The organism is Sandaracinaceae bacterium, assembly GCA_016706685.1.
In the GTDB taxonomy this organism is placed as follows: domain Bacteria; phylum Myxococcota_A; class Polyangia; order Polyangiales; family Houyiibacteriaceae; genus JADJJE01.
Genome location: JADJJE010000012.1, coordinates 242,925 through 255,233, shown reverse-complemented (window position 1 = coordinate 255,233; position 12,309 = coordinate 242,925). Strand labels below are relative to the sequence as shown.

Genomic DNA, 12,309 nt, shown 5'->3' with positions numbered 1-12,309 from the left:
CCGTCAGCCGAGCACGGTGTCCAGCACGCGCTCGAGGTTGGCCTCGAACACCTTCTGTGCGCGCGCGGGCGTGCCGTCGGCGTGGCTCATGGTGATGGCGCCCAGCGTGAAGCTCATGAGCAGGTGATACGACTGCTGCGCCTGTCGCGGAGTCTGCCCCGCGGCCACCAGCTGCGTGAGCAGCGCCTCCATGACGCCGAGTGAGGCCTTGCCGCGCGTCTCCGGCTGACCCAGCAGCGCGATGATGCCCGGGTGGTCGTGCAGCCCTTGGTACATGGTGCGAAACGTCTTCTGGACGCGCGCGCGCAGCGTGCCGCCCTGCCCCGGGTGCACGTCGTACTGGTCCACCACGTGGTCCACGAGCTCGGCCACCACGGCCGCCTTGCTGGGGAAGTGCCAGTAGATGGCCATGGGCGACACACCCAGCGCGGTGGCCAGCAGGCGCACCGTCAGGCGCTCGATGCCGTCGCGGTCGGCCAGCGTGAGCGCGCTCGCCAGCACCTTGTCGCGGTCCAGCGGGGGACGCTTGCCTGCCATGCGCGGGAGTATGGCGTGCGTGGCCGCGGGCGCCTACTTGTACTTAGTACAGTTAGGATCCACAGTGAGCTCATGCCACGCACCGAACAGGACTTCCGTCGCAAGGCCGCGCGCCTTGCCGTGCGCTCCATCGCGCGCGTCCAGTCGCTGTCTGCCGAAGACATGCTGCCCCACCTGCCGGCCCCGCTGCGGGCGCGCCTCGCGCCGTGGCTCACGCCCACGCGGCCTGCGGGCATCGACGGCTTCGATGCGTTCGCGCCCGAGACGCTGCGCGACCCGTACGCGTTCTACGACACGCTCCGCCGCAAGGCCCCGGTCTACAAGGTGCCGGGCGCCGACTACTACTGCGTGAGCACCTATGACTTGGTGCGCGAGGTGGCGCTCGACACCAGCACCTACTCGTCCAACTTGGTGGCCATCCTGCTGGCCAGCGGGAAGCGGGGCGCCAAGACGTGGCAGCTGCCCAGCGGTCAGGGCCCCGTGGACGTGCTCGCCATCGAGGACCCGCCGGTGCACACGCGCCACCGCAAGCTGGCCACGGCGGCGCTGTCGTCGCGCTTCCAGAAGAGCCTGGACGACGACATCCGCGCCATGGTGGACGAGCTGCTCGCGCCCGCGCTGGCACGCGGCACCTGCGAGTGGATGCACGACGTGGCCAACGTGGTGCCCATGCGCATCGCGCTCCGCTTGGTGGGCTTCCCCGAGGAGGACCACCGCCGCGTGAAGTTCCTGTGCGACCACGCCGTGGCGCTCCTGAGCGGCGTGAACACGCCCGCGCAGCTGGCCGAGCACGTGGACTTCGGGATCGAGCTCTTCGCCTATGTGCAGCGTGAGTTCCAGCGGCACGTGCGCGCTCCGCAGGACAACCTCACCGGCAGCCTGGTGCAGGCCATCCACGCGCAGGGCGACGACGCGCTGAGCGAGGCCGAGGCGCTGAGCATCCTCCTGCAGATCCTGATCGCGGGCAGCGACTCGTCCGCCAGCGCCCTCGGCAGCTGCGTGGCGCGCCTGGCCCGTGAGCCCGAGCTCCAGGCTCGCCTGCGCCGCGACCCGGACGGCATCCCCGCCTTCGTGGAGGAGATGCTGCGGCTCGAGGCGCCGTTCCAGGGCCACTTCCGCGTGACCACTCGGCCGGTCTCGCTAGGGGGCGTGTCGCTCCCCAAGGGCGCGCGCCTGATGCTGCTCTGGGCCAGCGCCAACCGCGACGCCGCGCGCTTCGAGGAACCCACGGAGCTGCGCACGGACCGGCCCGGGCTGCGCCAGCACATGACCTTTGGCTATGGCGCGCACCTGTGCCTCGGGGCGCACCTGGCGCGGCGCGAGATCCAGATCGCGCTCGCACAGCTGCTCGCGCAGACCGAGGCTTTCGGGCCCGGCGTGGGTGGCGCTGCGCACCGGCCCAGCGTCTTCACGCGCACGCTCACGCAGCTCCCGCTGCAGCTCACGCCGGCTTCAGCTGCCGCGGCGTCGTAGCGGAACCAAGATGGCCACAGCGGCCAGCACGAAGGCACCCAGCGGCCACTCGCCAGACGGGCTGCGGGGCACCTCGCAGGCGCCACCGATCAGCTCGAGGGGCCCGTTGGCGCTCTGGCAGTCCATGCGGCAGCGCTCCGGTGTGTCGTCCGAGTTGAACGGACCGTCGTCGCAGAACTCGCCCGTGTCCACCACGCGGTCGCCGCAGCGGGGCAGCTTGCAGTCGTCGCGGCACGCGTCCGCCGAGCCGGCCGAGTTGTTGGCGCCGTCGTCGCACTCTTCGCCGGTGTCGATGACGTCGTCCCCGCAGCCAGCGGCCTGGCAGTCGGCGCGGCAGGCGTCCACGGCGGTGTCCGAGTTGGCGGCGCCGCTGTCGCACTCTTCACCGAACACCCGCACTCCGTCGCCACAGATGGCGAACGTGCAGCTGGTGCGGCACGCGCCCAGCGTGGTGTCGGAGTTCATGGCGCCCATGTCGCAGATCTCGCCCGTGTCCAACACGCCGTCGCCGCAGCCTGCGTCGTCGCAGTCGAGGCGGCACCGGTCCACCACGGTGTTGGAGTTGGACGCCCCCAGGTCGCACTCTTCGGTGCTGTCTTCGATGCCGTCGCCGCAGGTGGGCGCGATGCAGCCTGGCCGGCAAGCATCCGGAACGACGGCGCTCATGTTGGGGCCGTCGTCGCAGGCCTCGCCCGGGTCGCGCCAGCCGTTGCCACAGCCCACGGGGCGCACCAGCTCGTTCTCTTCGGAGGTGACCTCCACGTCCGCCAGGCTGAGGGTGCCCATGCCCGACATGCTGCTGAGGTCCAGGGTGGCCAGCGCCACCTCGCCCAGCGTGGCGCCGATGAGCGCCACGTGGTTGGCCTCGAGTGAGCTGTCCGTGATGGTCACCGAGCCCGCCACGACGCGCAGGTCCCCCGTGAGCGTGATGCCGGCATCCGAGATGACCAGGGAGCCGCCCGGGCCGGCCAAGAAGCCGAGGTGCGCGGGCGCCGTGTTGGGCAGGTCTTCACTGGCGATGGGCGGCACCTGGAAGCGGTCGCCCGAGGACGCGCGCACGTAGTCGGCCGTGGTCAGCACCAGGTCTCCCGTCACCGTGAAGACGCCGCCTTCGGTGACCGCGAGGCCGGCGGGGCTGGCGATGATGAGCGACGCATCGGCGATGCCGAGCGTGACGGTGCCGCCGAACTGAGCCGTTGCGCCTCCCGTGACGCGCACGACCACATGCTCCACGTTGGCCGGGCCGTTGATGGTGAGCGTCTCGTCCACGCCCACGACGAGCGTGGTGAAGGACAGGTAGAGCGTGTCGCCCACCACGCTGCCGTGGCTGGCGCTCACCACGTAGTCGGGCCCCGTGATGGTGGCCATGGCGCCGAGGGTGTCGTCCACCACCACATCGGCGTGGGCCGTGCGGACCATGGTCAGCGAGGCCGCCGAGAGCAGGATGAACGGGAGGAGCGAAGGCCAGGCCGAACGGAGCCGGGCGCGTGTCGAGAGCGCGAGCAACATGGCGCGAAGATACACCTTTTCTACCCCTCGGTCGGCGTCTTGGGAGGCGGCGTGGGGGGGGGCACGCTGGCCCGTGCCACCAGCACACGGTGCAGTTCGTCACGCGTCTCACCCAGCTCGCGGCTGGTGGTGCGCAGGCGCTGGTTGAGCACGCCCAGGAAGCTCCACAGCAGCTTCACCGCGATGTCGTGGTTCTTGCGCACCAGGTCGAAGAAGCCGCGGCGCCCGATGATGAGCAGGCGGCTCTCTTCTTCGGCCGTGACGCTGGCGCTGCGCGGCGCCTTGTCGATGAGCGACATCTCGCCCAGGTGCTGGCCGGGCCCGAGGTGCGCGATGAGCGTCTCGCCGGTGTGGATGCGCACCTTGCCGGAGAGCACCAGGAACATCTCCTCGCCCTCGTCGCCCTCGGTGACCACCGTCTCGCCCGCCGCGAAGGTCTTCACGTCGGTGATGTTCACCACGCGGACCAGCTCTTGGTACGTGACGAAGCGGAAGAGCGGCATCTTGTGCAGCATCTCCAGCTTGAGGTTGACCTCGCGCACCAGCTTGTCCACGCCGCTGGTGTCTTCCGGGACGCGCACCACCAGGGCGGTGATGTTGTCCTTGCCGCCGCCGTCGTTGGCGAGCTGCACCAGGCGCTGTGAGAGCTCGTCCTCCGGGATCTCGTCGAACATGCGCGCGAGCACGCTCTCTTCGAGGTAGTCGTGGAGCCCGTCGCTGCAGAGCAGGTAGCGGTCGCCCGGCAGCACGTCGAAGTCGAACACGTCGGCGTCCACGCTCTCGTAGACACCCACCGCGCGGGTGACCGCGTTCTTGTAGTTCATCTTCCCGATCTGCTCGCGGGTCAGACGACCTCGCTTGAGCAGCTCGTTGATGAGCGAGTGGTCCTCGGTGAGCTGGTGGACGGCACCCTGCCGGTACAGGTAGATGCGCGAGTCGCCCACGTGGCAGATGAAGCCGCGGTTGCCGATGATGGTGAGCGCCACCAGGGTGGTGCCCATGCCGCGCTTGCTCTCATCGCGCACACCCTCTTGGTGCACGGCCGAGCAGGCCCGCTGGCTGGCCTTCTCCATGAGCTCGAGGATGGACTGGCGCGATGTCTCGTTGCCCTGCTCGTAGCTCAGCAGCAGGTCCTGCTCCTCGGCGAGCGTCTCGCGCACCACGCGGGCGGTCATGGAGCTGGCCACCTCGCCGGCCGCGTGTCCGCCCATGCCGTCGCAGACCACGAAGAGATTCAGCTTCCTGTCCACCAGGAAGCTGTCCTCATTGTGGTCGCGGACCTTGCCTACGTCTGTGAGTGGCCAGAATCGAAGGCCATCGCTGCCGGACATGCAGCACGGGGTACTATGGCGGGGCGACCCCCGTCAATGACCCTCGCGCGGGAGGGCCACGCAGACCGTGCCCGGGGCCTCGAACCAGATCGCGCCCCCCTGCGCTTCGACCAGCGCGCGTGCGAGCGACAGCCCGAGGCCGAGCCCTCCTGCATGCATCCCGGACTCGCGCCGGCTGAAGCGGAAGGCCTCGAAGAGCTGACTCGGATCGCTGGGGGCGTCCATGCCGGGGGCGTCCACGAAGATCCGCACCTGCGCCTCGGGCCCGGGCGGCCCCTTGGCGCGGCTGGCACGCAGGGCGATGGGGCTCCCTGGCGCCGACGTGTGGGCCAAGTGCAAGACCAACCCCAGCAGCGCCTGCTGCATGCGAGCCGCGTCCACGAACACGGGGGGAACGCCGGGCTCCACGCGGGTGTCCAGCTCGATGCCCAGGGTCTCGGTGGTGCGGCGTGCGCCCCCCATCACGGCGCTGATGAGGGTGGCCACCGGCACGTAGCCCGAGACCAGCTTGAGCTTGCCGGCCTCGAGGCGCGCGGTGTCCAGCACCTGGGTCACCAGCCGCAGCAGATCGTCCGCCGCGTGGCGCACCGTATCGAGGCTCTCGCGCTGCTCGGCGTTGAGCGGGTCCGAGCCCGTGACCAGCAGGTCCGTGAAGCCCAGGATGGCGTTCAGCGGGCTGCGCAGGTCGTGGCTCATGTAGGCCATGAAGCGCGTCTTGAGGCGCTGCGACTCGGTGATGGAGGTGCGCGCGTCCCGCTCCTCTCCGAGCTGCCGCCGATGCGTCTCCACCAGCGACTGGATTCCGCGGACGATGCGCAACCCTTCGCTGGTCTCCACCACGGGCGAGGTCACGACGGGCGTGACCAGCGGGCTGGGGCCGTCCTGCATGCGCATCACGCGCACCCGCGCGACGTCCACGTCGCGCTCGAGCGCGCGGCCGTAGCGATAGAAGAGCGCCGCGGCGGCTGGCGCCAGCAGGCCCAGCACCAAGAGGCGCGGGGTCAGCGCCACCTCGGTCAGCGTCAGGAGGATGGCGCTGGTGGGGAGGATGGGCGCGAGCGCCAGCCCCGCCCACGCGGCCAGCTCCAGGGCAAGCCGGGTGCGCAGCTCGGGGGCGTGATCGCCATCCAGCGGCGCGCGCATGTGGAGTGCGCGAACGGCGGCGGCCTGCCCGGAGATCCACACGGCCAGCGCGCTCGGCGCCGCCGTGGCCACGCCGAAGTGCAAGAGCAAGTGCGCTTGGGCGTGCCCCCAGTCCGCACACGCAGCGCCGATGAACACCGCCGCGTGGACGGCCACCAGCACCCCGGCCATGCGCCGCGGCGCCGCCATCAGGGCGCGCGCCGCCGCCACGCGCCCGAGCAACGTCTTCGCCCTGCGTTGCTGGCGAATGGGGTGCCGGACCAGCCCATAGAGCAGCGGCAAGGCCAGCGTCCACGCCGACGCGGACGCCGCGATGGCGCGCAGGAAGAAGCCACGCTCTGGGGGGCGAAAGCCCAGCGTCACCAGCCACGAGCAGCAGGCCAACGCGCCGCTGGCCACCACGCCCACGAGCATGGCACGCGCCATGGCCACCAGGTGCGGGCGCAGGTAGTCGGCCTCGGCGCCGGGCAGGTCCGACTCGCGCGTCACGCGCTGCCCTTCGGGCCGCGTGGCAGGAACACGCGAAAGAGCGAGCCCTTGCCCACCTCGCTCTCCACCTCTACCCGCCCGTGGTGCAGGTCCACCAGCTTGCGCGTGATGGCCAGGCCCAGCCCGGCGCCTTCGATGCTGGGGTCGTCGTCCGTCGCGCGCTCGAACTCCGCGAAGATCTGCTGGAGACGCCCGCGGTCGATGCCCTGCCCGCTGTCGCGCACCGCGATCTCGATCTCGTCGCGCCCCGCCGAGCGCACGGTCACGTCCACGTTGCCTGCGGCGGTGAACTTCAAGGCGTTGTGCGCCAGGTTCCCGAGAATCTGCTGGAGCCTCGTCGGGTCCGCCCAGACGGTGTCGAGCTCCGCGTCCACGTGCCAGCGCACGGTCACGGGGCGGCCCGCGCGCGCGGCGTCCACCTCGGTGACCACCTCTTCGATCAGCGGGCGCAGCGCGACCAAGGCGCGGCACCACAGTGAGCTGCGCGGACGACGCCGCCGCGAGATCGATGACGTCGCGGAACAGGTTGCTCAGGTACGTGCCCGCGCGCCGGACGTGCTCGAGGTCCTCGCGCTGCGAGCGGGTGAGCGGCCCGTCCAGCTCTTGCAGGAGCACGTCCGTGAAGCCCAGGATGGCGTTCAGCGGCGTGCGAAGTTCGTGGCTGACTGCCATGAGGAACGCCGACTTCTCGCGGTCGATGTCCTCCACCGACGCGCGGATCTCGCGCTCGCGCGCCAGGCTCTCGTCCAGCACGCGGCGGAAGTCGTTGACCACGGCGCCGAGCGCGGTGGCGTCGTGACAGTCTGCCCAGTCGAGCGCGACCCGCGGCGCAGCGAGGCGCGCCGGCAGCTGCGTGAGCTGCCGCGTGCGCGCGCTCACCACGGCCCGCAACGCCATGACGCACAGCAGCGTGGTGAACACGAAGGCGATGCGCGCCCCGAGCGGCCAGTCCGTGCCCACGGACACGGCCAGCATGCCGGCGGCCACGGTGGCCACGCTGAGCGCGAGGGTGCGTTCGAGCGACGTGTGGGAGACCTCGGGCACGTTCGTCAGCGCCGCGTGGGAGCCAAAGCGCGGCGACGACGGGTGCGCACGACGCCTAGCGCGAAGGCGCCGAGCGCACCGAAGAGCGCACCGTGGGGCATGGCGGGAGCACCACTCGGCGGGCCGGCGCTGCACAGCCCAGCGAAGTTGGCGCCCTCGACCGGGTCGAAGCAGAAAGGGCTGCTGGACGCGACGTTGCCGATGCCGTCGGTGGCCATCAGCTGCACGCAGATGGGACTGCCGACGAAGCGCTCGTCCAGCAAGAAGGAGATGGGCACGCGGGCATCGGGCTCGGAGGTGAAGTTGCGGAGCCGGGCCACCTGCAGCGGAGCCTCGAGGCCCTCGGCGCGGGCCAGGTAGAGGTGGTACTCGATGCTCCCAGCGGCGCCGTCGTCGAGCGACGCCGAGAACTCGAGGTCCACGCGGTAGCCGCCATTGGGCAGCTGGCACGAGGCGTCCACGCGTGTGGAGCCGAGCGAGCTGAGCGGCGACACGGTGGGCGATTGGTCGTCGGTGGTGGTGCTGGTCCGGAAGGTGAAGGGCAGGTTCACTTCGCCGAACGCGGTCCCGCTGTAGAGCGTGTCGGCCTGCCAGCCGCCGGACGGAACGAAGAAGAGCACGTCGTCCGTGGCGAGCTGCACCTCGCCCGCCACGGTCAGGTCGTCGGGCCCGCGCACCTCGAACGCGTCGTCGGGCAGCGGCGCCGCAGGCGAGCCGAAGTAATCCGCCGTGAAGAGGATGCGCAGCGGGTGGTCGAGCGGCACCCCCGAGGCGCCGGCCGCCGGCGTCACCTCGAGCGGCCCACGCACGCCCGGCGGCTCGCACTCGTCATCCTGCGCCGCGGCACGGTGTGGCGAGAGCGCCACGAGCCCCACTTGCAGCGCGAAGGCGACCAGAGGCGCCAGGCGTCGCGAGGGGTGGGGGAGAGCGAACCGAGGTGTCGGCATGTGTGCATTATGCACGCGCCAGCCCGCGGCACCCAGGGCCGATGCGCCAACGGGCTGCCGAGCGCGCGCGTGGCCCGGCGGCCGGTTGTGGTGCTACGTACTGCGCATGGAGCGCCGTGCAGCGACCCCTTTCCCTCTCGACGAGGTCCGCGATGGCTTCGAGCTCGCGCACGCCGTGCTGGGGCCGCGGGCGGGGAGCGACCGTCCCTTCGCGGTGCTCACCGCAGCGCTGACGGCAGGGCTGACGGCCGCCGACGCCGAGGGTGCACGGCGGGCCGCGACGCGCATGAAGACGCGCCTGACTCCGGCGGACACCCGTGGCCTCGACCCGCGCCAGAAGGCGCTGCTGGCCGCCGAGGTGGGTGGCGCCACGGGGCGCCGCTGGCTGGCCGAGTCCCCTCCCCGTCCAGGGTTCACGGCGCACTCCGGTATCCGTGCGTGCGTGCGCGCGCTGGCCATCGGGCGCGTTGGGGCCGCGCATGGCGCCGTGGTCCATGGCGAGGACGACACACATGCCCTCTAACATGATCCGAGCGCAGTTCCCCCATGTGCGCGCGCGCGCCGTGCTGGACGCCGAGGCCGCCGCCGCCGAGCTGCTGCGCGCCGCGCACGAAGAGGCCGATGGCATCCGCCGCGCCGCCGAGGAGGAGTACGAGACCTGGCGCGCGCAGGCCGTCCGCGAGGGCGAGGAACAAGTGGCGCGTGACACCGCACAGGCGCAGCTCGCCGCCCTGCAGGTGGAGACACGTGCGCTCGACGCGCTGCGCGAGGCCACCATCCCGCTGGTGCTGCGCGCCACCGAGAAGCTGGTGCGCGCCACCTTCGACGCGCGCCCCGAGCTGGTGCGCTCGGTCATCACGGACGCCATCGGGCAGCTGCGGCTGGCCAGCGAGCTGAGCGTGGACGTGCACCCGGATGACCTGGCCCTGGCTGAGGCGCTGCCCCCGCAGGAGCGCCCCGTCGCGTTCCGGGCCGACGCCACGCTGGCCCGCGGCGAGTGCCGCGTGAGCTCGGACGTGGGGGCTGTGGACGCCCGCTTCACCACGCAGCTGAGCGCGCTCGAGGCAGCCTTGCGCGGGGCCGCGCCGAGCCTCGCAGGGCCTGCCCAAGAACCTGGAGCGCAGCGCGCGTGAGTCGCCGCCCTCTGCTGGACGGCTGGCCCTTGGCGCTCGTTCTGATGGGCGTCACCTGGTACAGCGTCTTCTCGGCGGGGCAGGGGCACGAGGGCGCCGACACGCTCGCCGCGGGCTGGACGTTCGCGGTTCCGCTCATGGCCATCCTCACCGCGCACGAGTTCGGGCACTACATCGCTGCGCGTCTCCACGGTGTGGACATCTCGCCGCCGTACTTCATCCCCTTCCCCAACTTCTTCGGGACCATGGGGGCCGTCATCGCCATGCGCGCCCGCATCCCCTCTCGGAACGCGCTGCTCGACATCGGCGCTGCGGGCCCGCTGGCGGGCATGGCGGTGGCCATCCCGGTGCTGGTCGTCGGCATGCTGGAGAGCCCCATCGCGCCGTCACCGCCGCGAGGCACGCTCGGCCCGGCGGGCGCACTCGGCATCCCCGAGGTGGTGGGCGGCTATCTACAGGAGGGGCACAGCCTGTTCTACGACCTCATGCTGCTGCTGGTGCGCGGTGGCATCCCGGAGGGGCACGACATCCACCTCACGCCCACGGCGCTGGCCGGCTGGGCGGGTCTGCTCGTCACCATGATCAACCTCCTCCCGGTGGGACAACTAGACGGCGGGCACGTGGCCTACGCGCTCCTCGGGCCCGCACAGGATCGCTACAGCCGCTTGGTGCTGCGCGCGCTCCCCGTGCTGGCGGTGCTCTCGAGCGCTCTGCTGGTGCTGCGTGGCTGGCTGCTGAACCATGGGCCTGGGTCGCTCGTGGGGAACGTGATGGCGGGCTTCCCGTGGCTGGTCTGGTGGGTGGTCCTGAAGCTCATGCTGCGCGGCGACAACGCCAATCACCCGCCCACGGACGACGACACGCTCTCGCCCGGGCGGCGCAAGGTGGCATGGCTCACGCTCGCGCTCTTCCCGCTGCTGTTCATGCCCGCGTGGCTGCGCGCTCAGTGACGCTGCGTCGCGGCGGGCGCACTCCGTCGGCGCGCAGCACCTGCGTGGCGCGCTCGGTGGCCACGGCGTCCACCACCACGCCCAAGCGGTGCAGCGGCAGGGTGCGGGCACGCCGGCCCCCGGGCGCGCTGCGGAACGGCAGGTCACCGAGCGCCAGCGCCACGCGCGCCTCGGCCTCGCTCTCCTCGCGCGTCACCACCAGCACCACCGGCTCGCGCACGTAACGGCCCAGCCTCAGGTAGTCGGCGATGGCCACGTCCAGGCGCACCAGCCCGGTCACGCGATGCGCCGTGACGATGCGCAGCCGCGCGTCCTGGCCGCGCCCCTGCGCGTCGCGGTGCAACACGAGCTGGAGGGCGGTGGGCACCGACGCCACGCTCACTGGGAACGTGCGCGCGAGCGCCACCAGGTCACACAGGCGCTCGGCCACGGTGGCTGGCAGCTGCGCGCGCGTGGTGCTCAGCATCAGGCACACGAAGGGCACCAGCGCGTGCAGGATGGTGGCGTAGCCGGGGGGCGTCTGACGCGGCAGCGACGCATTGGCCACGCGATCCACCGCCACCAGCGCCAGCACCACGCCCAGCAGCGTGAGCAGCCCGGGCACGGAGGACGCATCCAGCCAGCGCTCCGCGCCGTAGCGGCCCAGCTTGGCGCGCGCGCCTGCCCACAGCCGCTCGCGCGGGCCAGCCGGGGCATACGCACCGAGACGCGGCGGCCGCTCCACCTGCGGCGCACGCTCGAGCACGAACAGCACCACCACGCCCAACGCCGCCAGGCCCGCGTCGGTGCGCAGGTGGTAGAGCCAGGCGCTGGCTGCGGAGAGCGCCACCACGGCGCCGGCGCGAACCAGCGGCGGCAGCGGCAAGAGCCCGCGCGGCGTCACACCCAGGGAGAGCGCTGTGCGGCGGTGCAGGGCGAGCTTGGCCGCGCCGAAGAGCGCCATGAAAAAGCACAGCACCGGAAACACGGGGTCCATGCGGCGGCTGGGCGTGGCCGTCCACGACATGGGCGAGAGCGGCGTGCTCACGCTGGCCGCGCGGAGCTCGGCGGGAACCAGCGTGTTGGGCAGCGTGAACGCCACCTGGAACGGTACCGTCCGCGGCAGGTGCGCGCGCACGAAGCGGAAGAGCACGCGGCCATCCGGGAGCACCTCGCGCTCGCGCGTGATCATGGTCTCGCCCACGCGCAGCTCGTCATCCAGCTCCGCGCTGGCGGGCGCAATCACCTCGACGCGCACGTCGTCGAGCCCCGAGCGCCAGCCCGGCAGGATCCACTCATAGCGCGAGCGCTCTCCCTCGAGCGGCTGCACGGCGCCTGGCGCGAGCACCGCGCGGTAAGCCAGCTCGAGCGCATACTCCCCTCGGCGCGGTGCGTCGCGGCGACGAAACGCGAGCCCGATGGTACCGGGCTGGCTCGCGTCGACAGCCGGAAAGAACTGCTGTCCGTCGGCGGACACCAACACGATTTGCTGCGCCGGGTCGAGCGTCAGCTCCGGGTCGAGCCCCGCGATGTCGAGCCCCTCGAGCCACCCACCCTGCACGTGCACCGCGAGCCGCATGTGCACCTTCACCTCGCCGCTGGCCTGCACCTCCACGCGCGCGTGGGCGGACTGCACCTGCGCCTCGGTCCACGCCAGGACGCGCGCCGGCGCCCAGAGGTCCGAGAGGACCACGAGGCACACCATCGCGGGGGTCGCGAGCACGGAACGGGGCAGCACCCTGCGAAGCTATCCGGCGCCGCGTGGGACGCCGAA

The 12,309-nt window shown here is 71.8% G+C and carries 10 protein-coding genes; 4 read left to right on the top strand and 6 right to left on the bottom strand.

Going from position 1 to position 12,309, the window contains the following annotated elements; translation table 11 throughout:
• Positions 1 to 3: 3 nt before the first annotated feature.
• Entirely contained in the window at positions 4 to 537 is a 534-nt protein-coding gene (locus IPI43_16085; protein ID MBK7775628.1) for a TetR/AcrR family transcriptional regulator, read from the bottom strand.
• A 72-nt stretch (positions 538 to 609) separates the two neighbouring features.
• On the opposite strand from IPI43_16085, the gene IPI43_16080 reads away from it, so the two are divergent.
• A complete protein-coding gene (locus IPI43_16080; GenBank protein ID MBK7775627.1) occupies positions 610 to 2,010 on the top strand; it encodes a cytochrome P450 in 1,401 nt (466 codons plus the stop codon).
• On the opposite strand, the gene IPI43_16075 is transcribed toward IPI43_16080, so the two are convergent.
• The 4 genes from IPI43_16075 to IPI43_16060 are packed head-to-tail and all read right to left on the bottom strand — an operon-like array spanning position 1,990 to position 8,473.
• On the bottom strand, positions 1,990 to 3,519 hold the full coding sequence (locus tag IPI43_16075) for a hypothetical protein (GenBank protein ID MBK7775626.1): 1,530 nt from the start codon (positions 3,517 to 3,519) through the stop codon (positions 1,990 to 1,992). The two genes, IPI43_16080 and IPI43_16075, sit on opposite strands and share 21 nt — an antisense overlap.
• A 20-nt stretch (positions 3,520 to 3,539) precedes the next feature.
• Positions 3,540 to 4,850, bottom strand: coding sequence for a Stp1/IreP family PP2C-type Ser/Thr phosphatase (locus tag IPI43_16070; GenBank protein MBK7775625.1), 1,311 nt, complete (start codon positions 4,848 to 4,850; stop codon positions 3,540 to 3,542).
• 33 nt (positions 4,851 to 4,883) lie between these two features.
• Positions 4,884 to 7,526 (bottom strand): hypothetical protein, encoded by a 2,643-nt coding sequence (locus IPI43_16065; protein ID MBK7775624.1) that lies wholly within the window; start codon positions 7,524 to 7,526, stop codon positions 4,884 to 4,886.
• A 5-nt stretch (positions 7,527 to 7,531) separates the two neighbouring features.
• On the bottom strand, positions 7,532 to 8,473 hold the full coding sequence (locus IPI43_16060; GenBank protein MBK7775623.1) for a hypothetical protein: 942 nt from the start codon (positions 8,471 to 8,473) through the stop codon (positions 7,532 to 7,534).
• A 106-nt stretch (positions 8,474 to 8,579) separates the two neighbouring features.
• Between IPI43_16060 and IPI43_16055 the strand changes: the two genes are divergently transcribed.
• Genes IPI43_16055 through IPI43_16045 form a run of 3 tightly spaced genes read left to right on the top strand, consistent with a single transcriptional unit; the run spans position 8,580 to position 10,556 of the window.
• Positions 8,580 to 8,996 (top strand): hypothetical protein, encoded by a 417-nt coding sequence (locus IPI43_16055; GenBank protein ID MBK7775622.1) that lies wholly within the window; start codon positions 8,580 to 8,582, stop codon positions 8,994 to 8,996.
• On the top strand, positions 8,986 to 9,606 hold the full coding sequence (locus tag IPI43_16050) for a hypothetical protein (protein MBK7775621.1): 621 nt from the start codon (positions 8,986 to 8,988) through the stop codon (positions 9,604 to 9,606). The genes IPI43_16055 and IPI43_16050 overlap by 11 nt, the downstream gene beginning before the upstream one ends.
• Positions 9,603 to 10,556: a site-2 protease family protein gene (locus IPI43_16045; protein ID MBK7775620.1), complete on the top strand. Its 954-nt coding sequence runs from the start codon at positions 9,603 to 9,605 to the stop codon at positions 10,554 to 10,556. Before IPI43_16050 ends, IPI43_16045 begins: the two co-directional genes overlap by 4 nt.
• On the opposite strand, the gene IPI43_16040 is transcribed toward IPI43_16045, so the two are convergent.
• Positions 10,528 to 12,273, bottom strand: a complete 1,746-nt coding sequence (locus IPI43_16040; GenBank protein ID MBK7775619.1) for a hypothetical protein — start codon at positions 12,271 to 12,273, stop codon at positions 10,528 to 10,530. The two genes, IPI43_16045 and IPI43_16040, sit on opposite strands and share 29 nt — an antisense overlap.
• Positions 12,274 to 12,309 lie beyond the last annotated feature (36 nt).